Below are 20397 nucleotides of genomic sequence, written 5' to 3'. Positions count from 1 at the left end.
ACAGCATGAGCGCGGAACGCGAGCAGCGCGGAGACGGAGCAGTGGTGAGTACCCTCGACCCGGCCCAGCCGGAGGAGGCGGGCGCGACCATCCCGGAGCTGGTGATCATCTCCGGGATGTCGGGCGCCGGCCGCAGCACCGCAGCCAAATGCCTGGAGGATCTCGGCTGGTTCGTCGTCGACAACCTGCCGCCCGAGCTGATCCCCACGATGGTCGAGCTCGGGGCCCGCTCCCAGGGAAATGTGGCGCGGATCGCCGTCGTGGTCGACGTGCGCGGCCGCAACTTCTTCGACAACCTCAAGGGCGCCCTGGCCGATCTGGCGGCCTACCACGTCTCCCGGCGGGTCGTCTTCCTGGAGGCGTCGGACGAGGCCCTGGTGCGCCGCTTCGAGTCGGTGCGCCGCCCGCACCCGCTCCAGGGCGACGGGCGCATCGTGGACGGCATCGCGGCCGAGCGCGACCTGCTGCGCGAGCTGCGCGGCGACGCCGATCTGGTGATCGACACCTCCGGCCTCAACGTGCACGAGCTGCGCGCCAAGCTGGACGCGCGGTTCGCGGGCGAGGAGGAGCCCGAACTGCGTGCCACGGTCATGTCCTTCGGCTACAAGTACGGTCTGCCGGTGGACGCCGACCTGGTGGTCGACTGCCGCTTCCTGCCCAACCCGCACTGGGTCCCCGAGCTGCGCCCCTACACGGGCACCAGCGAGGAGGTCTCCAACTACGTCTTCAACCAGCCCGGTGCCAAGGAGTTCCTGGATCGCTACACCGAGTTGCTGCAGCTGATCGCGGCGGGCTACCGCAGGGAGGGCAAGCGGTATGTCACCGTGGCCGTCGGCTGCACCGGCGGCAAGCACCGCAGCGTCGCCATGTCCGAGAAGCTCGCCCGCAGACTCTCCGACGGGGGCGTGGAGACGGTGGTCGTCCACCGCGACATGGGGCGTGAGTGACGCCCATGGCCCGGAGGAGCCTGCGGCATCTGGTGGGGCGGCGTGCGACGCTGCGCGGTCTGAGCTCCCAGCAGCCCAAGGTGGTGGCGCTCGGCGGCGGCATGGGCCTGTCGGCCTCGCTGACGGCGCTGCGCCGGATCACCGGCGACCTCACGGCGGTGGTCACCGTCGCCGACGACGGCGGCTCCAGCGGGCGGCTCCGCGACGAGCTGGGGGTGCTGCCCCCCGGGGACCTGCGCAAGGCGCTCGCGGCGCTGTGCGGCGACGACGAGTGGGGCCGCACCTGGGCCCAGGTCGTCCAGCACCGCTTCGAGAGCCGCGGCGACCTGCACGAGCACGCGGTCGGCAATCTGCTGATCGTCGCGCTGTGGGAGCAGCTCGGCGACCACGTACAGGCGCTCGACCTGGTCGGCAAGCTGCTGGGTGCGCACGGCCGGGTGCTGCCGATGTCCGCCGTGCCGCTGGAGTTGCGCGCCAGCGTGCGCGGCCATGACCCCGCGCGCCCCGATGAGCTGTCGATCGTACGGGGCCAGGCCACCGTCGCGCTCACCCGCGGCGAGGTCCAGGAGGTGCACCTGGTCCCCAGCGACCCGCCGGCCGTGTCCGAGGCCGTCCGCGCGGTGCTGGACGCCGACTGGGTGGTCCTGGGGCCCGGCTCCTGGTTCTCCTCCGTCATCCCGCACCTGCTGGTGCCGGAGCTGCTGGAGGCGCTGACCGAGACGAAGGCCCGAAAGGTCCTCTCACTCAACCTCGCTCCGCAGCCGGGAGAAACGGATGGCTTTTCCCCGCAGCGTCATTTGGAGGTTTTGGGGCGACACGCCCCTAAACTCACCTTCGACGTGGTGCTGGCCGACCAGGATGCCGTGCCCGACCAGGACTCCCTGAGCGAGGCCGCCGATCAGCTCGGCGGGAGGGTCGAGCTGGCGCCCGTAGCGGCAGCCGGGGGCGCCGGCCGGACGGAGTCCGGGGAGGGGACTCCCCGGCACGACCCGGAGCTGCTGGCCGCCGCGTACGACCGTATTTTTCGGATGCATGGAAGGATCGGCCCATGGCGATGACGCCTGCGGTGAAGGACGAGATCTCCCGGCTCCCCGTCACCCGGACCTGCTGCCGGAAGTCAGAGGTCTCGTCGATCCTGCGCTTCGCGGGTGGGCTGCACCTGGTGAGCGGGCGGATCGTGATCGAGGCGGAGCTGGACACCGGGATCGCCGCCCGGCGGCTGCGCAAGGACATCCTGGAGATCTTCGGGCACTCCTCCGACCTGGTGGTGATGGCCCCCAGCGGGCTCCGGCGCAACAGCCGCTACGTCGTCCGGGTGGTTGCCGGCGGTGACCAGCTCGCCCGGCAGACCGGGCTCGTCGACAGCCGCGGGCGCCCGATCAGAGGGCTGCCCCCGCAGGTGGTCTCGGGCGCCACCTGCGACGCGGAGGCCGCCTGGCGCGGCGCGTTCCTGGCGCACGGGTCGCTGACCGAGCCGGGGCGCAGCTCCTCGCTGGAGGTCACCTGCCCCGGCCCGGAGGCGGCGCTGGCCCTCGTCGGCGCGGCCCGCAGGCTGCAGATCGCCGCCAAGGCGCGCGAGGTGCGCGGGGTGGACCGGGTCGTCGTCCGGGACGGTGACGCGATCGGCGCGCTGTTGACGCGACTCGGCGCCCATGAGTCGGTACTGGCGTGGGAGGAGCGCCGGATGCGCCGCGAGGTGCGGGCCACCGCGAACCGGCTCGCCAACTTCGACGACGCCAACCTGCGCCGCTCGGCGCGTGCCGCGGTCGCCGCCGGTGCCCGGGTGCAGCGGGCGCTGGAGATCCTCGGCGAGGAGGTCCCCGAGCATCTGGCCGCCGCGGGGCGGCTGCGGATGGACCACAAGCAGGCGTCGCTGGAGGAGCTGGGCGCCCTCGCCGACCCGCCGCTGACCAAGGACGCGGTGGCCGGGCGGATCCGGCGGCTGCTGGCCATGGCGGACAAGCGTGCGCAGGATCTTGGAATTCCGGGAACGGAATCGAATCTGACCGAAGAAATGGTTGGCTGATGAGCGGGGAAATGCTCGTCTGAGTGGCGTGGAAAACTCGTCCGACGAGCGGGAAAATGCTCGACTGAGCGGCGGGTTCAGGCGGTTTCCGGTCCGTGCGGCCGATGTGAGTTCCGCCCTGCCGGAGAGGTAGGGTCGGAGTCGGTCGGGGACATCCCAAACAGCCCTCGCCGGTTTCCTGACCGGCGTACCTAGCGAGGAGATCGGTTCGTGACGATCCGCGTAGGCATCAACGGCTTCGGCCGTATCGGTCGTAACTACTTCCGCGCCATGCTGGACCAGGGTGCGGACATCCAGATCGTGGGTGTCAACGACCTGACCGACAACGCCACACTGGTGCATCTGCTCAAGTACGACAGTGTTCTCGGCCGTCTGCCTTACGAGGTCGGCCACACCGAGGACACCATCACGGTCGGCAAGCAGACCTTCAAGACGATGGCGGAGAAGGACCCGGCCAACCTTCCGTGGGGCGAGCTGGGCGCCGACATCGTGATCGAGTCCACCGGTATCTTCACCAAGCGCGACGACGCCGCCAAGCACCTTTCCGCGGGTGCGAAGAAGGTCCTCATCTCGGCTCCGGCCAAGGAGGAGGACATCACCGTGGTGATGGGCGTCAACGAGGACAAGTACGACCCCGCCCGGCACGACGTGATCTCCAATGCCTCCTGCACCACCAACTGCGTGGCGCCGATGGCCAAGATCATGGACGAGAGCTTCGGCATCGAGCGCGGTCTGATGACCACGGTGCACGCCTACACCAACGACCAGCGCATCCTGGACTTCCCGCACAAGGACCTGCGCCGCGCCCGGGCCGCCGCGGAGAACATCATTCCGACCACCACCGGTGCCGCGAAGGCCACCGCGCTGGTCCTCCCGCACCTCAAGGGCCGGCTGGACGGCATCTCCATGCGCGTGCCGGTCCCCACCGGCTCGGTCATCGACCTGGTGCTCGACCTCAAGCGCGAGACCACCAAGGACGAGGTCAACGCCGCCTTCAAGAAGGCCGCCGACGGCCGGCTGCAGGGCATCGTCGACTACACCGAGGACCAGATCGTCTCCTCGGACATCGTCAACCAGCCGCCGTCCTGCACCTTCGACGCCTCGCTCACCATGGTCGACGGCAATCAGGCCAAGATCATCGGTTGGTACGACAACGAGTGGGGCTACTCCAACCGGCTGGTCGACCTCACCAGCTACGTCGGCTCCCAGCTCTGAACCCGGGCGTACCGAGGTGACGGACAGGGCTCGTGCACCCCGCACGGGCCCTGTCCCATGCCTCGTGCGCAGTGCACTCCCGGGGCCGGTGCCCCGGGCCCACGACAGGAGCCATCCATGAAGACGATCGACGAACTCGTCGGCGAAGGCGTGTCCGGCAAGCGGGTCTTCGTCCGCGCCGACCTCAACGTCCCGCTCGACGGCGACACCATCACCGACGACGGCCGGATCCGGGCCGCCGTCCCCACGATCCGGAAGCTCACCGAGAGCGGTGCGCGCGTGGTCGTAGCCTCCCACCTGGGGCGCCCCAAGGGCGCCCCGGACCCGCAGTTCTCGCTGGCGCCGGTCGCCGCGCGGCTCGGTGAACTCCTCGGCACCCGGGTCGCCTTCGCGGCCGACACGGTGGGGGACAGCGCGAAGGCCACCGTCGGCGGGACCGCCGACGGCGAGGTCACGCTGCTGGAGAACCTCCGCTTCAACCCCGGCGAGACGAGCAAGGACGACGCCCAGCGGGGTGCCTTCGCCGACGAGCTGGCCGCGCTCGCGGACGCGTACGTGGGGGACGGGTTCGGCGCCGTGCACCGCAAGCACGCCTCCGTCTACGACCTGCCGGCCCGCCTCCCGCACGCCGCCGGGTATCTGATCGCCACCGAGGTGGGGGTGCTGCGGAAGCTCACCCAGGACGTCGAGCGGCCCTACGCCGTGGTCCTGGGCGGCGCCAAGGTCTCCGACAAGCTCGGCGTCATCGACCATCTGCTGAGCAAGGCCGACCGGCTGCTGATCGGCGGCGGAATGGCCTACACCTTCCTCAAGGCCCAGGGGTACGAGGTCGGCAGGTCGCTGCTGCAGGAGGACCAGATCCCGGCGGTCAAGGGCTATCTGGAGCGCGCCGAGGAGCTGGGCGTGGAGTTCGTGCTGCCGGTGGACGTGCTGGCGGCCGCGGAGTTCCCCGACCTGAAGACCAAGGCGCCGGCCGACCCGGAGGTGGTGGCGGCGGACGCCATCCCGGCCGGGCTGGAGGGGCTGGACATCGGCCCGGAGAGCCGTAAGCTCTACGCCGCGAAGCTCGCCGACGCAGCCACCGTCTTCTGGAACGGTCCGATGGGTGTCTTCGAGCACCCGGACTTCGCCGAGGGCACCAAGGCCGTCGCGCAGGGTCTGCTCGACTCCCCGGCCTTCACCGTCGTCGGCGGCGGTGACAGTGCCGCCGCGGTGCGTCAGCTCGGTTTCGACGAGAATGCGTTCGGACACATCTCGACCGGTGGCGGCGCCAGCCTCGAGTACCTCGAGGGCAAGACGCTTCCCGGCCTGGCCGCACTGGAGGACTGACGCCGTGGGCGTCGCACGCGCGGCTGCCGGGCCGCGGGCAACTACGAGACTGGCACCGCGCCGCGCGAGCGGAGAAGCGAACATGGAAGGAAGGGCATGACGACACCGCCCACCCGCACCCCGCTGATGGCGGGCAACTGGAAGATGAACCTCAACCACCTCGAGGCCATCGCCCATGTGCAGAAGCTCGCCTTCGCGCTGACGGACAAGGACTACGAGGCCGTGGAGGTCGCGGTCCTGCCGCCCTTCACCGACCTGCGGTCGGTGCAGACGCTGGTCGACGGCGACAAGCTGCGCATCCGGTACGGCGCGCAGGACCTGTCCGCGCACGACTCCGGGGCCCACACCGGTGAGATCTCCGGCCCGATGCTGGCGAAGCTCAACTGCACCTTCGTCACCATCGGCCACTCGGAGCGCCGCCAGTACCATGGTGAGGACGAGCCGCTGGTCAACGCCAAGGTGAAGGCCGCGCTCAAGCACGGGCTGACCCCGATCGTCTGCGTCGGCGAGGAACTGGCCGTCCGCGAGGCGGGCCACCACGTCGCGCACACCCTCGGCCAGCTCGACGGCGCCCTCCAGGACGTCCCGGCCGAGGCCGCGGCCGGGCTGGTCATCGCCTACGAACCGGTCTGGGCCATCGGCACCGGCAAGGTCTGCGGCGAGGAGGACGCCCAGGAGGTCTGCGGTGCGATCCGCAGCCGGCTCGTGGAGCTGTATGACGACGAGACGGCCCAGCAGGTGCGCATCCAGTACGGCGGCTCCGTCAAGGCCGGCAACGTCGCCAAGATCATGGCGCAGCCCGACATCGACGGTGCGCTGGTCGGCGGGGCCTCGCTGGACACGGACGAGTTCGTCAGGATCGTCCGCTTCCGCGACCAGTGATCCGTCCGCGGGCGACCCGCGGCGTGTGACGCCGGGCCGTCGCCCGTCGTAGTCTTGCGGGGACCGGACCTGCGCTCCGGTCCCCGCAAGCGTTCGTAACGTCAAGTGTCCAGCCACGATCCGAGAGAGTTGGTCCAGCCGTGGTCATGGGGTTCTCAATCGCCCTCATCGTCTTCAGCGCCCTGCTGTTGCTGCTGGTGCTGATGCACAAGGGCAAGGGGGGCGGCCTCTCCGACATGTTCGGTGGCGGTATGCAGTCCTCCGTCGGCGGCTCGTCGGTCGCCGAGCGCAACCTCGACCGGATCACGGTCGTCGTCGGCCTGGTGTGGTTCGCCCTCATCGTCGTGCTCGGCCTGCTGATGAAGTTCAACAACTGAGCCGCAGCACGCCGCGGCACCGCCCCGGCCCCCTGCCCCCGATTCCCAGATGCCGCCTGCACGACGGCTGACAGGGTGTCGTACCCCCTGCCTATCATGAGGGCCCGCGTCCGGTACCGACGCAGTAACTCCGGTCCCCGGGCGCGCGTTGGGCCCTACGTACACTAGGGCGCCCGCAGCGGAGCGCGCAGTGCCGACGCTCCGTGGCACCGTGAGGCAGGGAGTTACGACCGTGGCAAGTGGCAACGCGATCCGGGGCAGCCGGGTCGGAGCGGGCCCCATGGGAGAGGCCGAGCGAGGCGATTCCGCGCCCCGCCTCCGCATCCCCTTCTGGTGCTCCAACGGGCACGAGACCCAGCCGAGCTTCGCCAGCGACGCGCAGATCCCGGAGACCTGGGACTGCCCCCGCTGCGGCTTCCCCGCCGGGAAGGACCCGGACAACCCCCCGGACCCGCCGCGCACCGAGCCGTACAAGACCCACCTCGCCTATGTCCGGGAGCGGCGCAGCGACGCGGACGGCGAGGCCATCCTCGCCGAGGCACTCGCCAAGCTCAGGGGCGAGGTCTGACGGACCCGGCCCCGGTGACCCGGGGAGGGACCCGGGGCCTGTGACACCGCGAGGCCGCCGCCGGCCGGGTGCCGGACGGCTGGGCCGACGCTGCCAGGACACCGAACGATGGACGGCTCGGCAACGCACCGAGGGGCGGTGCGTTGCCGAGCCGTCCATCGTCTAGGTTTGGGGCGGCGGGGTTCGTGGCGAGAGGAGCGGAATGGGCCGGTTTCGCTCGGTCCCGGAGCGCGCCGCGGGCGCGGCTCCCGATGCCGGAGTGCGGCGGTCGCCTCTCCCGCCGGGTTCCGCGGCCCGCGCGCCGCTCGCGGGAGGCGAACCGGCCCCCGGCCCGGGACATTTCGTGACCGCCTCTGCCCGCTGCCGGCCGCGGTGCGCTCGCTGTCCGGGCCCGCCCGCCGACCGCGGCCGCCGCCGTCCGCACGTCGACGCGGAGCGCGGGGCCGCCCGGCGCGGCGAGGCCCGGAGGCCGCGCCGCCGCCGGCCGGAGCCCGGCGCGGGGTGCCCGCGGCAGCCGGGCGGTCGCCACCTCGCACAACCGAACATGCCGGCTCCCGGCTCACTGCGGGCTGCGGGGCGAAACGGGTCACTCCGCCGGTGAACCGGTTCCCCGCCGCTCGGGCAGGAGCCCGATCCTTCCCCGCTCCCGACGGGCGGGACGACCCAGAGGAGATGCGATGAACGCTGAAGGCCGCACCCGACCCGATCAGCTGCCCGAGTGGCAGGCGCTGTCCCGGCACCGCGGCGCGTTCCGGGGCACTCACCTGCGGCAGCTCTTCGAGGACGATCCGGAGCGTGCCGAGCGGTACGCCGTACGCGTCGGCGACCTGTCCATCGACTACTCCAAGCACCTGGTCACCGACGAGACGCTGCGGCTGCTGCGGCAGCTTGCCGAGGCCGCGGGCGTGACGCGGCTGCGGGACGCGATGTTCGAGGGCGAGAAGATCAACGTCACCGAGGACCGCGCCGTGCTGCACACGGCGCTGCGCACCCCGGAGTCGGCCACCGTCCGGGTGGACGGCGAGAACGTGATGGGCAAGGTGCACCAAGTCCTCATCAAGATGGGCACCTTCGCCAACAAGATCCGCGAGGGCCACTGGCGCGGCCACACCGGCGAGCGGATCGAGAACGTCGTCAACATCGGCATCGGCGGCTCCGACCTCGGCCCCAAGATGGCCTACGAGGCACTGCGCCCCTACACCCGCCGCGACATGACCTTCCGCTTCGTCTCCAACGTGGACGGCGCGGACCTGCACGAGGCCGTCCGGGACCTGGACCCGGCCCGGACGCTCTTCGTCGTCGCCTCCAAGACCTTCACCACCGTGGAGACCATCACCAACGCCGAGGCGGCCCGGGAGTGGCTGCTGGCCGGTCTCGGAGGGGACCGCTCCGCCGTCGCGCAGCACTTCGTGGCCGTCTCCACGAACGCCGAGAAGGTCGCCGAGTTCGGCATCAACACCGACAACATGTTCGAGTTCTGGGACTGGGTCGGAGGCCGCTACTCCTACGACTCGGCCATCGGCCTCTCCCTCATGGTGGCCATCGGACCGGAGTGCTTCGGCGACATGCTGGCCGGCTTCCACCTCATGGACGAGCACTTCCGCTCCGCCCCCCTGGAGGCCAACGCGCCCATGCTGCTCGGCCTGCTGGGCATCTGGTACGGCAACTTCCACGACGCCCAGTCGCACGCCGTACTGCCCTACAGTCACTATCTGTCCCAGTTCACCGCCTACCTGCAGCAGTTGGACATGGAGTCCAACGGCAAGTCGACCACCCGCGAGGGCGGGCCGGTCGACTGGCAGACCGGCCCCGTCGTGTGGGGCACACCCGGCACCAACGGCCAGCACGCCTACTACCAGCTCCTGCACCAGGGCACCAAGATGATCCCCGCCGACCTGCTGGGCTTCGCCGAGCCGGTGGCCGAACTCGGCGGCCTGCGCGGCCAGCACGACCTGCTGATGGCGAACCTCTTCGCGCAGGGCCAGGCGCTGGCCTTCGGCAGGACCGCGGACGAGGTGCGCGCCGAAGGCGTGCCCGAGGCGCAGGTCCCGCACCGTACGTTCCCCGGGAACCGGCCCACGACCACCATCCTGGCCACCGCGCTGACCCCGTCCGTGCTCGGCCAGCTGATCGCGCTCTACGAGCACAAGGTCTTCGTCCAGGGCGCGATCTGGGACATCGACTCCTTCGACCAGTGGGGCGTCGAGCTGGGCAAGGCGCTCGCCAAGCGCCTCGAACCCGCCCTGACCGAAGGTGCGCAGGTGCCGGGCCTGGACGCCTCCACCTCCGCGCTGGTCGCCCGCTACCGGTCGCTGCGGGGCCGCACTCCCTGAGCCGCGCGCTCGACCGGGCGACCCCGGTGTGAAAGCCCCGCGCACACCGCAGGGGCCCGCCTCCCGGAGGCGGGCCCCTGCGACGATTACCCGGTAGGAGGTCAGGCTCCCGTCGCCGGGAGGGCGGCGGCTGCCGCCTCGTCCAGCAGCCACAGCGTCCGCGAGCGCCCGTACGCCGCGGCGGCCGGCGCCTGGAGCGGTCCGGGTTCCGCGGCGAGGGCGAGGGCGACCGCGTCGGCCTTGTCGTCGCCGGCCGCGAGCAGCCACACCTCCTCAGCGGCACGGATCGCGGGCAGCGTCAGCGACAACCGGGTGGGCGGCGGCTTGGGCGCCCCGTGCACGCCGACGACCGTGCGCTCGGTCTCCCGCAGCGCGGGGTGCTCCGGGAAGAGCGAGGCGACATGCGTGTCGGGCCCGACGCCGAGCAGCAGCACGTCGAACACCGGGACCCGCACGGTCGGGTCGGCACCCGCCGCGGCCGCGAGCTCGGTCGCGTACGCCTCCGCCGCGGCTTCGGCATCCCCCGCGTACCGGCTGTCGGAGGGTGGCATCACATGCACCCGCGCCGGGTCCAGCGGCAGCGCGTCCAGCAGCGCCTCCCGGGCCTGGGTGTGGTTGCGGTCCGGATGCCCCTCGGGAAGGAAGCGCTCGTCTCCCCACCACACGTCCAGCCGCGACCAGTCCAGCCGGGCGCGCGCCTCGGGCGAGTCGGCGAGCGCGGCCAGCAGCCCGTTGCCGTTCCGGCCCCCGGTCAGCACCACCGACGCGGTCCCGTGCGCGGCCTGCGCGTCGGCCAGGCGACCGGCCAGCCGGGCAGCCGCGGACCGGGCCAGTTCGTCCTTGTCGGCGTGCACGACCACTTCGCGGGCGCCCGTCATGACTCCGCCTTCCCCGCGGACCGGGACGGGGCCGGCTGCGCCGCGGCGCTCCCGCGCTTGCCGCCGGCCGCTTTCCGGGCGTTCTTCTCCACGCCGGCCGCGGTGCCCGCGGCAGCGGGCTTCTTCCGGGCCTCGGCCGGTGCGGGAGCCGGTGCGGAGGGGGTGGGATGCGCCGGATCCGGGCCGGAGATCCGGTTGACGCCGAAGTGGATGGCTTCGGCGTACGCCTCGTCCGGGTCGAGCCGCCGCAGTTCCTCGGCGAGCAGCTCGGCCGTGCTGCGCCGCTGGAGGGCTACGTGCCGGTCGGGCTGTCCCGGGACGGCGAGTTCGGCGAGTGCGCCGTTGGCCCGGTCGAGGCAGATCTGGCCCTCGCCCGTCTCCAGCTGCACGCCCGTGATGCCGGGGCCCTCGGAGATCCGGCGCTCGACCGGGATCCGCAGTCGCTCGGCGAGCCAGAGGGCGAGCAGTTCGCTGGAGGGGTTGTACTCCTCGCCCTCGACGACGGCCGACTTGATGGTGAGCTGCTTCTGGTCCACCGAGGCGGCGAGCATGCTGCGCCAGGGTGTGATCCGGGTCCAGGACAGGTCGGTGTCGCCCGGCGCGTAGGTGCTGGCGCGCAGGCTGAGCGCGCCGACCGGGTCCTCGGTCGCGGCGGCGTCGGTGATGCGCCGCTGGGCCAGCTTGCCCAGCGGGTCCTCGGACGGGTTCTCTGGCGCGTCCTCGGGCCACCACACGACGACCGGGGCGTCCGGCAGCAGCAGCGGCAGCACCACGCTGTGGGCGTGCGAGGCCAGTTCGCCGTGCAGCCGCAGAATGATCGTTTCTCCGGAGCCCGCCTCACGCGCGTCGCCGCCGACCCGGACCTCCGCGTCGAGCCGGTGCTGCGCCCGGTCGCGCGGGGAGCGGCCGGGGCGGCGGACGACGACGAGGATCCGCGAGGGATGCTCCTTGGAGGCGCCGCTGGCAGCCTTGAGCGCGTCGTAGTGGTTCCCCTCGTCGGTGACGATGACGAGGGTCAGCACCATGCCCATGGCGGGCGAGCCGAGGGAGCGGCGCGCCTTGACCAGTTCGGCGTTGATGCGGCTGGACGTGGTGTCCGTCAGATCGATGTTCATGGCCGCCGCCAAATCCGTCCGTCGCGTGCGAGCATCTCGTCGGCGGCCTGGGGGCCCCAGGTCCCGGCGGGATACTGCTCGGGCTTGCCGTGTTTGTCCCAGTACTCCTCGACGGGGTCGAGGATCTCCCAGGAGCGTTCGACCTCCTGGTGCCGGGGGAAGAGGTTCGCGTCGCCCAGCAGGACGTCCAGGATGAGGCGTTCGTACGCCTCCGGGCTGGACTCGGTGAAGGACTCGCCGTAGGCGAAGTCCATGGTCACGTCCCGGATCTCCATCTGGGTGCCGGGCACCTTGGAGCCGAAGCGGATGGTCACGCCCTCGTCCGGCTGGACGCGGATGACCAGCGCGTTCTGGCCCAGTTCCTGGGTGTCGGTGGCGTCGAAGGGGGAGTGCGGCGCCCGCTGGAACATCACCGCGATCTCGGTGACGCGGCGGCCCAGGCGCTTGCCCGTGCGCAGATAGAACGGCACCCCGGCCCAGCGCCGGTTGTCGATCTCCAGTTTGATCGCCGCGTAGGTGTCCGTCTTCGAGTGCGGGTCGATCCCGTCCTCGTCGAGATAGCCGGGCACCTTCTCGCCGCCCTGCCAGCCCGCCGCGTACTGGCCGCGCACGGTGTGCTTGCCCAGGTCCTTCGGCAGCCGCACCGAGTTGAGCACCTTCAGCTTCTCGGTCAGCAGCGCCTTGGCGTCGAAGGAGGTGGGCTCCTCCATGGCGGTCAGGGCGAGCAGTTGCAGCAGGTGGTTCTGGATGACGTCCCGGGCCGAGCCGATGCCGTCGTAGTAGCCGGCCCGGCCCCCGATCCCGATGTCCTCGGCCATGGTGATCTGCACGTGGTCGACGTAGCTGCGGTTCCACAGCGGTTCGAACAGCGTGTTGGCGAAGCGCAGGGCCAGGATGTTCTGGACCGTCTCCTTGCCGAGGTAGTGGTCGATCCGGAAGACCTCGCTGGCCCGGAAGACCTCGTGGATGACGGCGTTCAGCTCCTGCGCCGACTTCAGGTCGTGGCCGAAGGGCTTCTCGATGACGGCGCGCCGCCAGGAGTCGGGGCCGGCGTCCGAGAGCCCGTGCTTTTTGAGCTGGGAGACCACGGTGGGGAAGAACTTGGGCGGTACCGAGAGGTAGAAGGCGAAGTTGCCGCCGGTGCCCCGGGACTTGTCCAGCTCGTCGATGGTGGTCCGGAGGGTCTCGAACGCCTGGTCGTCGTGGAACTCGCCGGGGACGAACCGCATGCCCTGGGCCAGCTGCTGCCAGACCTCCTCCCGGAACGGGGTGCGGGAGTGCTCCTTGACCGCGTCGTGCACGACCTGGGCGAAGTCCTCGTCCTCCCAGTCGCGCCGGGCGAAACCGACGAGGGAGAAGCCCGGTGGGAGAAGCCCGCGGTTGGCGAGGTCGTACACCGCAGGCATCAGCTTTTTCCGTGACAAATCGCCCGTGACGCCGAAGATGACCAGGCCCGACGGCCCCGCGATGCGCGGGAGCCGTCGGTCCTGAGCGTCACGCAGCGGGTTGGCTGTGCCGCTCGCGCTGCTCAATTCGGTTACGCCTCCTTCGGGGCCAGGCGCTGCAGCTCGGCCTCGGTGGACTTGAGCAGGTCGTCCCAGGAGTCCGCGAACTTCTGGACGCCCTCGTCCTCCAGCACCGCCACGACGTCGTCGTAGGAGATGCCGAGCTTCGCGATGCCGTCGAGCACCGCCCGGGCCTCCTCGTAGGTGCCGCGGACCGCGTCGCCGCCGATCTCGCCGTGGTCGCCCACGGCCTGCAGGGTCGCCTCCGGCATGGTGTTGACCGTGTTCGGCGCGACCAGTTCGGTGACGTACAGCGTGTCCGGCAGCTCGGGGTCCTTCACACCGGTCGACGCCCACAGCGGACGCTGCTGGTTGGCACCGGCCTTCTCCAGCGCCTGCCAGCGGTCGGAGGCGACGACCTCCTCGTACGCCTGGTAGGCAAGCCGCGCGTTGGCGACGGCCGCCTTGCTCTTCAGCGCCGCGGCCTCGTCCGTGCCCAGCGCCGCCAGCCGCTTGTCGACCTCGGTGTCCACGCGGGAGACGAAGAAGGAGGCCACGGAGTGGATCTGCGACAGGTCGATGCCCAGCGCCTTGGCCTTCTCCAGGCCCGCCATGTAGGCCTCCATGACCGCGCGGTAGCGCTCCAGCGAGAAGATCAGCGTGACGTTGACGCTGATGCCCTTGCCGATCGTCTCGGTGATGGCCGGGAGACCGGCCTCGGTGGCCGGGATCTTGATGAACGTGTTCGGACGGTCCACCAGCCAGGCGAGCTGCCGGGCCTCGGCGATGGTGGCCTGCGTGTTGTGTGCCAGGCGCGGGTCGACCTCGATGGAGACCCGGCCGTCCTTGCCGCCGGTCGCCTCGTGGACCGGGCGGAGGATGTCGGCGGCGTCGCGGACGTCCGCAGTGGTGATCATCCGGACGGCCTCGTCGACCGAGACGCGGCGGGCGGCCAGATCGGAGACCTGCTGCTGGTAGCCGTCGCCCGCCGAGATCGCCTTCTGGAAGATGGTCGGATTGGTCGTCACACCGACCACGTGCTGCTCGTCCTTCAGCTCGCCGAGGTTGCCCGACGTGATGCGCTTGCGCGACAGGTCGTCCAGCCAGATCGCGACGCCTTCGTCGGAGAGGCGCTTCAGTGCGTCTGTCATGGGATTCGCATCTCCTGTGCTTGTTGGCTTCTTGTTGTGCCGGGTGCGCCGCGGGGACCGGACGCCCGGCGGGGGCGGCCGGACCGCCGGGGCACCTTCCGGGCCGGAGCCGGGGAGGTGCCCCGCCCGGTCAGCGTGCGGCCGCCTGCAGCGACTCCTTCGCCGCCAGGTGCACGGCCTCGGCGGTGAGGCCGAACTCCCGGAAGAGAACCTTGCCGTCCGCCGAGGCACCGAAGTGCTCCAGCGACACGATCCGCCCGGCCTCGCCCACGTACCGGTGCCAGGTCAGGCCCACGCCCGCCTCGACGGCGACCCGCGCCTTGATGTCCGGGGGCAGCACGCTGTCCCGGTAGGACTGCTCCTGCTCCTCGAACCACTCCAGGCACGGCATCGAGACGACCCTGGTGGGCACCCCCTGCTCCTGGAGCCGCTCGCGCGCCTCGACGGCGAGCTGCACCTCCGAACCGGTGCCGAGCAGGACCACCTGCGGGTGGCCGCCCTCGGCCTCGAAGAGCACGTACCCGCCCTTGGCCGCGGCCGGGTCGGCCTCGTAGGTCGGTACGCCCTGCCGGGTGAGGGCCAGGCCGTGCGGCGCCGGCTTGCTGGTGTGGCGGCGCATGATCTCCGCCCACACCTCGGAGGTCTCGTTGGCGTCCGCAGGACGGACGACGTTGAGACCGGGGATGGCGCGCAGCGCGGCCAGGTGCTCGACCGGCTGGTGCGTCGGACCGTCCTCGCCCAGACCGATGGAGTCGTGCGTCCACACGTAGGTGACCGGCGCCTTCAGCAGCGCGGCCAGCCGGACGGCGGGACGCATGTAGTCGGAGAAGACCAGGAACGTACCGCCGTAGATCCGGGTGTTCCCGTGCAGCGCGATGCCGTTCATCGTCGAACCCATCGCGTGCTCGCGGATGCCCCAGTGCACCGTACGCCCGTACGGGTCGGCGCCGGGCAGCGGGCCGCCCTCCGGCAGGAAGGAGGTGTCGGCGAACGTGGTGTTGTTCGACCCCGCCAGGTCGGCGGAGCCGCCCCACAGCTCGGGAATGATCGGGCCCAGTGCCTTGAGCACGCTGCCGGACGCCTTGCGGGTGGCCACCGACTCACCGGCGGGGAAGACGGGCAGCGCCTTCTCCCAGCCCTCGGGCAGCCGGCCCTCGCGGATCCGGTCGAACTCGGCGGCCCGCTGCGGGTTGGCGGTGCGCCAGACGGCCATCCGCTTGTCCCACTCGGCCTGCATCGCGCGACCGCGGTCGCTGGCCTTGCGGACGTGCGCGAAGACCTCGTCGGAGACGGCGAAGTGCTGGTCCGGGTCGAAGCCCAGGACCCGCTTGGTGGCCGCGACCTCCTCCTCGCCGAGCGCGGAGCCGTGCGCCGCCGCGGTGTTCTGCGCGTCGGGGGCCGGCCAGGCGATGATGGAGCGCATCGCGATGAAGGAAGGGCGCTCCGTCTCGGCCCGCGCCGCCTCCAGCGCCGAGTGCAGCGCCACGGGGTCCAGGTCTCCGTTCTCCTGCTGGTCCACGCGCTGCACGTGCCAGCCGTAGGCCTCGTACCGCCGCAGGGTGTCCTCGGAGAAGGCGGTCGCCGTGTCGCCCTCGATCGAGATGTGGTTGTCGTCCCACAGCACGATCAGATTGCCGAGCCGCTGGTGGCCGGCGAGCGAGGACGCCTCCGCCGAGACGCCCTCCTCCAGGTCGCCGTCGCTGGCGATGACCCAGACCGTGTGGTCGAACGGGGAGTCGCCCTCGGCCGCCTCCGGGTCGAAGAGCCCCCGCTCGTAGCGGGCCGCCATCGCCATGCCGACCGCGTTGGCGACGCCCTGGCCCAGCGGGCCGGTCGTCGTCTCGACGCCCGCCGTGTGCCCGTGCTCGGGGTGCCCGGGGGTGCGGCTGCCCCAGGTGCGGAACGCCTTGAGGTCGTCCAGCTCCAGGCCGTATCCGGCCAGGAAGAGCTGGATGTACTGGGTCAGGCTGGAGTGGCCAGCGGAGAGGACGAAGCGGTCCCGGCCCGTCCAGTCCGGGTCGGTCGGGTCGTGGCGCATCAGCTTCTGGTAGAGCAGGTACGCGACGGGCGCCAGGCTCATGGCCGTACCGGGATGGCCGTTACCGACCTTCTGCACGGCATCCATGGCCAGGACTCGAACCGTGTCCACGGCCTGCTGGTCCAGGTCGGTCCACTCAAAGTCTGTGGTGGTCGGCTTGGTGCTCACCCTGCGTCAGGGCTCCTCTCCACATGTTCGATGGCCGGTGTCTGTGCGCTCACCGGGCGGTGTCGAGCGTACCTCTGCCGGGACGTGCGACTTTTCGACAGTTCACTCTGTGGTCGTCACGAATGGTCGTCACGGGTGGTCACCCTCGCGCCGCGGCCGACGACCGGGAGTCGGGCCCGGACAGTCGGCCGTCCTCCCGGTCCGCGGCGAGCGACGCCGGAACACCACTCCCAGGCTGACGTCTGTTCCCCCGATCCGCCCGTCGGACACGACCCGGTTGCCGCGGAAGCCGGGTCCGGCGGGAGCCGGGTCCCTCCGATACGCGTCCGGAGGGGTGCGGCCCGGCCGGAGTCGGCTGCCCGGAGCCCCTGCCCGGGCCGCCCGCCGCCCGGGCCCGCCCGGCGCGTGGGCCGGGCTCCGGAGCGGAGCGGTGCCCGGGCCCAGGGGCCAACACGGTGACCCCCCATGACAGGCGCGGTATCGCCAACGTCTAAAGTGGCGTGGTACGCGCGAGCTTGGCCCGGGCCTGCACTTTTCCTTCTGTGCGCCGGTGCGGGCTCGCTGATTCCTTATGACGCGATCAGGGGTGTCCGTGACGGCCGTCGAATCCCGTCCTGCGGGGACGCTGGAGCCCAGCGGTCACCGGCCGACCGGTGCCCGCGTCAAGGCGTTCATCGAGCTGACCAAGCCGCGGATCATCGAGCTGCTCCTCATGACCACCATCCCGGTCATGTTCCTCGCGGCCCAGGGCGTTCCCGACCTCTGGCTCGTGGTGATCACCTGCCTGGGCGGCTATCTGTCGGCGGGCGGCGCCAACGCGCTCAACATGTACATCGACCGGGACATCGACGCGCTGATGCACCGCACCCAGCGACGCCCCGTCGTCACCGGAATGGTCAGCCCGCGTGAGTGCCTGGCGTTCGGCATCAGCCTGGCGGTGGCCTCCACTCTGATGTTCGGACTGCTGGTCAACTGGCTGTCCGCCGCGCTGTCGTTGGGGGCGCTGCTCTTCTACGTCGTCGTCTACACGATGCTCCTCAAGCGCCGCACCTCGCAGAACATCGTGTGGGGCGGCATCGCCGGCTGCCTGCCGGTCTTCATCGGCTGGTCGGCGGTGACCAACGAGCTGAGCTGGGCCGCCGTCATCCTCTTCCTGGTGATGTTCTTCTGGACCCCGCCCCACTATTGGCCGCTGTCGATGAAGGTCACCGAGGACTACAAGCGGGTCGGCGTGCCGATGCTCCCGGCCGTCGCGGGAAACGTCGTGGTGGCCAACCAGATCGTCGTCTACAGCTGGGTGATGGTCGCCGTCTCCCTGCTGCTGTGGCCCCTCGGCTACGTCGGCTGGCTCTACCCGCTCGTCGCGGTGCTGGCGGGCGGACTGTGGCTCTGGGAGGCCCATGCGCTGCGGGCCCGCGCCCGGGCCGGGCTGACCGGTGCCAAGCTCAAGGAGATGCGGCTCTTCCACTGGTCGATCACCTACGTCTCGCTGGTCTTCGCCGCGGTCGCCGTCGACCCCTTCGTGCGCTGAGCGCGCCGCGCACTGTCACGCGCGCACCCTCGACGCACGGAAGACCGGTCCCTCCCGCCGCCGGGAGGGACCGGTCTTCCGTGCGTGTGGCCCCGACCGGGGCACGCGGCTGCTAGCGGCCGCCGGGTGCGCCCAGTTGGATACCGGCCATGCGCTCCCACTCGTAGCGGCCGGTGCGCATGTGCTCGGCCATCTCCCCGTCGAAGCTCTCCCGCAGGGTGACGCCCTCGGCCCGCACGGCTTCCTCGGCGGCCTCCTTGGAGGGGGCCATCAGATCGCCCCAGGTGCCGTCCGCACCGACCAGGGAGATCCGGAAGCCGACCTGTCCCACGTAAGCGATCTGCGCCTCGGCGCTCCCGCCGTGCCGCTGCGCGAACGCGCCGGTCTGCTTGGCGAGGCGGGCCGCCCGCTTGCTGCTGTCTGCTGCCATGCCCCAGATGCTACCCGTGGGTAGTCGAGGCGGCGAGAGGTACCGGGGTACCGGAGTACCGGTCAGCGGCTCGGAGCCGGTTCCGCAGCCGGTTCCGGCTCGGTGGCGCCAGGCGCCGTGGCCCGGGAAGCCAGGGAAGCCCGGGAAGGGGCGGGAACGGTGTCCCCGGCGGCCGCCGGAAGGCCGCGCTCCCGGGTGGAGAGCACCACACGCAGCACTCCGACCCATACCAGCGTCGAGCCCAGCAGGTGCAGCCCGACCAGGACCTCGGGCAGGTCGGTCGCGTACTGCACGTACCCGAGGGCGCCCTGCGCCAGCAGCACCAGGATCAGGTTCCGCACCGTCCTCCGGGGCCCGGCCGGCGCGTCCATGAGGCGCAGCCCGAGGGCGAGGACGAGGGCCAGCAGCACCACGATCCAGGCGAGCGCGGCGTGCGTGCGGGTGGCCAGCTCCACGGCGACCGGCATCCGGTCCACCTCGCTGCTGTCACCCGCGTGCGGCCCCGCTCCGGTGACGACGGTGCCCGCGACGACCAGGCAGGCCGTGAAGGCGACCAGTACGTGGGTGAGCCTGCGTACCTGGCTGCCCACCAGCGGCCGGGGCGGCGCGTCACCCTCCCGCGCGCGCAGCCAGGTGAGGGTGGTGACGGTCAGCAGCGCGGTCGCGGCCAGGAAATGCCCGGCGACGACGAAGGGGTTCAGCTTCACCCACACCGTGATGCCGCCCAGCACGCCGTTGCCCACCACGACCCAGAACTGCGCCCAGGCGAGCCGGCTCAGGCCGCTGCGGGCGGGCTTCGCCGCCCGTGCGGCGATGATGGTCCAGCCGACCGCGGCCGAGACCACCCAGGTCATCATGCGGTTGCCGAACTCGATGGCACCGTGCACCCCCATGGCGGAGGTGGCGGTGAGGCTGTCGTCGCTGCACTTGGGCCAGGTGTCGCAGCCCAGGCCCGAGCCGGTCAGCCGCACCGCGCCGCCGGTCACCACGATGACGATGCTCATCAGCAGCGCGGCCAGGGCCGCCCGCTCCACGGTGCGGGGCGAGGGGGTCCAGCGCGCGGCGATGTACGCGACGGGGTTACGTACGAGTTCGAGCAGTTTCGGCACGAAGCCATGGTAGAGGGCCGCTTGTGCGCGCGTTCACGAGGGGCGCCCGGGGGACGTCACTCCCATTTGAAGAACCGGGCGGCGGCGCCGAGACCCAGTACCGCCCAGACCGCCAGTACGCCCAGATCGCCCCAGGGTATCCCGGTCCCGTGCCGGAGCACCTCGCGCAGCCCGTCGGAGAGCGCGGAGATGGGCAGCAGCTGCAGCACGCCCTGCGCGGCGTCCGGGAACTTCTCCAGCGGGACGACGACCCCGCCGCCCACCAGCAGCAGGATGAACACCAGATTGGCCGCCGCCAGCGTGGCCTCCGCCCTCAGGGTGCCGGCCATCAGCAGCCCGAGCCCGGAGAAGGCCGCCGTGCCCAGCAGCAGGAGGAGCAGCACAGCGGCTGGGTTGCCGTGCGGCGACCAGCCCAGCACCAGCGCCACCACGCTCAGCAGCAGTACCTGCAGGGCCTCGATCACCAGCACCGAGCAGGTCTTCGCGGTCATCAGCCCCCACCGCGGCAGCGGCGAGGCGCCCAGCCGCTTGAGGACGCCGTAGCGGCGCTCGAAGCCGGTGGCGATGGCCTGCCCGGTGAAGGCGGTGGAGAGCACCGCCAGCGCCAGGATGCCGGGCGCCAGGAAGTCGACCCGTGAGCCGCGGCCGGTGTCGACGATGTCGACGGCGCTGAAGAGCACCAGCAGCAGCGTCGGGATGACGACGGTCAGCAGCAGCTGCTCGCCGTTGCGCAGCTGGGTACGGGTCTCCAGCCACGCCTGGGCCCGCACCATGCGCGGCAGCGGCGCGGCTCCC

At 71.5% G+C, this 20397-nt stretch carries 18 protein-coding genes; 10 read left to right on the top strand and 8 right to left on the bottom strand.

Annotated features, from left to right (window positions below):
- The first annotated feature begins 5 nt into the window (after positions 1–5).
- From rapZ to pgi, 9 genes are all read left to right on the top strand, one after another.
- Positions 6–947, top strand: a complete 942-nt coding sequence (gene rapZ, locus ACFYNS_RS13800; protein WP_074998124.1) for an RNase adapter RapZ — start codon at positions 6–8, stop codon at positions 945–947.
- A 5-nt stretch (positions 948–952) separates the two neighbouring features.
- Positions 953–2005 (top strand): uridine diphosphate-N-acetylglucosamine-binding protein YvcK, encoded by a 1053-nt coding sequence (yvcK, locus tag ACFYNS_RS13795; protein ID WP_360293861.1) that lies wholly within the window; start codon positions 953–955, stop codon positions 2003–2005.
- Positions 1996–2973 carry a DNA-binding protein WhiA gene (gene whiA, locus ACFYNS_RS13790; protein WP_360293864.1) on the top strand — a complete coding sequence of 326 codons (978 nt, stop codon included), beginning with the start codon at positions 1996–1998 and terminating at the stop codon, positions 2971–2973. Before yvcK ends, whiA begins: the two co-directional genes overlap by 10 nt.
- A gap of 210 nt (positions 2974–3183) precedes the next feature.
- Positions 3184–4188, top strand: a complete 1005-nt coding sequence (gene gap / locus ACFYNS_RS13785; protein ID WP_360293867.1) for a type I glyceraldehyde-3-phosphate dehydrogenase — start codon at positions 3184–3186, stop codon at positions 4186–4188.
- Positions 4189–4305: 117 nt separating this feature from the next.
- A complete protein-coding gene (locus ACFYNS_RS13780) occupies positions 4306–5517 on the top strand; it encodes a phosphoglycerate kinase (RefSeq protein ID WP_388602762.1) in 1212 nt (403 codons plus the stop codon).
- A 126-nt stretch (positions 5518–5643) separates the two neighbouring features.
- On the top strand, positions 5644–6399 hold the full coding sequence (gene tpiA, locus ACFYNS_RS13775; protein WP_360293877.1) for a triose-phosphate isomerase: 756 nt from the start codon (positions 5644–5646) through the stop codon (positions 6397–6399).
- Between the two features lie 146 nt (positions 6400–6545).
- Positions 6546–6776 carry a preprotein translocase subunit SecG gene (secG, locus tag ACFYNS_RS13770; protein ID WP_074998704.1) on the top strand — a complete coding sequence of 77 codons (231 nt, stop codon included), beginning with the start codon at positions 6546–6548 and terminating at the stop codon, positions 6774–6776.
- A gap of 232 nt (positions 6777–7008) precedes the next feature.
- Positions 7009–7344, top strand: a complete 336-nt coding sequence (locus ACFYNS_RS13765) for an RNA polymerase-binding protein RbpA (protein WP_078565500.1) — start codon at positions 7009–7011, stop codon at positions 7342–7344.
- 677 nt (positions 7345–8021) lie between these two features.
- Positions 8022–9677 carry a glucose-6-phosphate isomerase gene (pgi, locus tag ACFYNS_RS13760; protein ID WP_388602760.1) on the top strand — a complete coding sequence of 552 codons (1656 nt, stop codon included), beginning with the start codon at positions 8022–8024 and terminating at the stop codon, positions 9675–9677.
- A gap of 101 nt (positions 9678–9778) precedes the next feature.
- On the opposite strand, the gene pgl is transcribed toward pgi, so the two are convergent.
- The 5 genes from pgl to tkt form a co-directional block, all read right to left on the bottom strand.
- The gene (gene pgl, locus ACFYNS_RS13755; RefSeq protein WP_360296873.1) at positions 9779–10555 is read right to left on the bottom strand and encodes a 6-phosphogluconolactonase; all 777 of its coding nucleotides are present in this window, start codon (positions 10553–10555) and stop codon (positions 9779–9781) included.
- Entirely contained in the window at positions 10552–11670 is a 1119-nt protein-coding gene (gene opcA, locus ACFYNS_RS13750) for a glucose-6-phosphate dehydrogenase assembly protein OpcA (protein WP_360296876.1), read from the bottom strand. Before opcA ends, pgl begins: the two co-directional genes overlap by 4 nt.
- The gene (gene zwf, locus ACFYNS_RS13745; RefSeq protein WP_360296879.1) at positions 11667–13202 is read right to left on the bottom strand and encodes a glucose-6-phosphate dehydrogenase; all 1536 of its coding nucleotides are present in this window, start codon (positions 13200–13202) and stop codon (positions 11667–11669) included. Before zwf ends, opcA begins: the two co-directional genes overlap by 4 nt.
- A gap of 5 nt (positions 13203–13207) precedes the next feature.
- Positions 13208–14326, bottom strand: a complete 1119-nt coding sequence (gene tal, locus ACFYNS_RS13740; protein ID WP_388602757.1) for a transaldolase — start codon at positions 14324–14326, stop codon at positions 13208–13210.
- Positions 14327–14456: 130 nt separating this feature from the next.
- On the bottom strand, positions 14457–16532 hold the full coding sequence (tkt, locus tag ACFYNS_RS13735; RefSeq protein ID WP_360296885.1) for a transketolase: 2076 nt from the start codon (positions 16530–16532) through the stop codon (positions 14457–14459).
- Positions 16533–17118: 586 nt separating this feature from the next.
- Between tkt and ACFYNS_RS13730 the strand changes: the two genes are divergently transcribed.
- Complete coding sequence (locus ACFYNS_RS13730; RefSeq protein ID WP_360296888.1) at positions 17119–18063, top strand: heme o synthase; 945 nt, start codon at positions 17119–17121, stop codon at positions 18061–18063.
- Between the two features lie 112 nt (positions 18064–18175).
- Here ACFYNS_RS13730 and ACFYNS_RS13725 read toward each other — a convergent pair whose 3' ends face one another.
- From ACFYNS_RS13725 to ACFYNS_RS13715, 3 genes are all read right to left on the bottom strand, one after another.
- Positions 18176–18493 carry a hypothetical protein gene (locus tag ACFYNS_RS13725; protein ID WP_074998111.1) on the bottom strand — a complete coding sequence of 106 codons (318 nt, stop codon included), beginning with the start codon at positions 18491–18493 and terminating at the stop codon, positions 18176–18178.
- 62 nt (positions 18494–18555) lie between these two features.
- A complete protein-coding gene (locus tag ACFYNS_RS13720) occupies positions 18556–19602 on the bottom strand; it encodes a COX15/CtaA family protein (protein ID WP_360296891.1) in 1047 nt (348 codons plus the stop codon).
- 56 nt (positions 19603–19658) lie between these two features.
- On the bottom strand, positions 19659–20375 hold the full coding sequence (locus ACFYNS_RS13715) for an ABC transporter permease (protein WP_360296925.1): 717 nt from the start codon (positions 20373–20375) through the stop codon (positions 19659–19661).
- Between the last annotated feature and the right edge of the window lie 22 nt (positions 20376–20397).

This window comes from Streptomyces sp. NPDC006925, assembly GCF_042869575.1.
Lineage (GTDB): Bacteria > Actinomycetota > Actinomycetes > Streptomycetales > Streptomycetaceae > Streptomyces.
Note: the sequence above shows the minus strand (reverse complement) of the source record. Positions and strands in the feature narration are given on the sequence as shown.

Bases quoted from the DNA above. Each gene is read 5' to 3' on its own strand.
- rapZ (WP_074998124.1), top strand. From the start codon at position 6: ATGAGCGCGGAACGCGAGCAGCGCGGAGACGGAGCAGTGGTGAGTACC.
- yvcK (WP_360293861.1), top strand. From the start codon at position 953: ATGGCCCGGAGGAGCCTGCGGCATCTGGTGGGGCGGCGTGCGACGCTG.
- whiA (WP_360293864.1), top strand. From the start codon at position 1,996: ATGGCGATGACGCCTGCGGTGAAGGACGAGATCTCCCGGCTCCCCGTC.
- ACFYNS_RS13780 (WP_388602762.1), top strand. From the start codon at position 4,306: ATGAAGACGATCGACGAACTCGTCGGCGAAGGCGTGTCCGGCAAGCGG.
- tpiA (WP_360293877.1), top strand. From the start codon at position 5,644: ATGGCGGGCAACTGGAAGATGAACCTCAACCACCTCGAGGCCATCGCC.
- secG (WP_074998704.1), top strand. From the start codon at position 6,546: ATGGGGTTCTCAATCGCCCTCATCGTCTTCAGCGCCCTGCTGTTGCTG.
- pgi (WP_388602760.1), top strand. From the start codon at position 8,022: ATGAACGCTGAAGGCCGCACCCGACCCGATCAGCTGCCCGAGTGGCAG.
- pgl (WP_360296873.1), bottom strand. From the start codon at position 10,555: ATGACGGGCGCCCGCGAAGTGGTCGTGCACGCCGACAAGGACGAACTG.
- opcA (WP_360296876.1), bottom strand. From the start codon at position 11,670: ATGAACATCGATCTGACGGACACCACGTCCAGCCGCATCAACGCCGAA.
- tal (WP_388602757.1), bottom strand. From the start codon at position 14,326: ATGACAGACGCACTGAAGCGCCTCTCCGACGAAGGCGTCGCGATCTGG.
- ACFYNS_RS13725 (WP_074998111.1), bottom strand. From the start codon at position 18,493: ATGGCAGCAGACAGCAGCAAGCGGGCGGCCCGCCTCGCCAAGCAGACC.
- ACFYNS_RS13715 (WP_360296925.1), bottom strand. From the start codon at position 20,375: ATGGTGCGGGCCCAGGCGTGGCTGGAGACCCGTACCCAGCTGCGCAAC.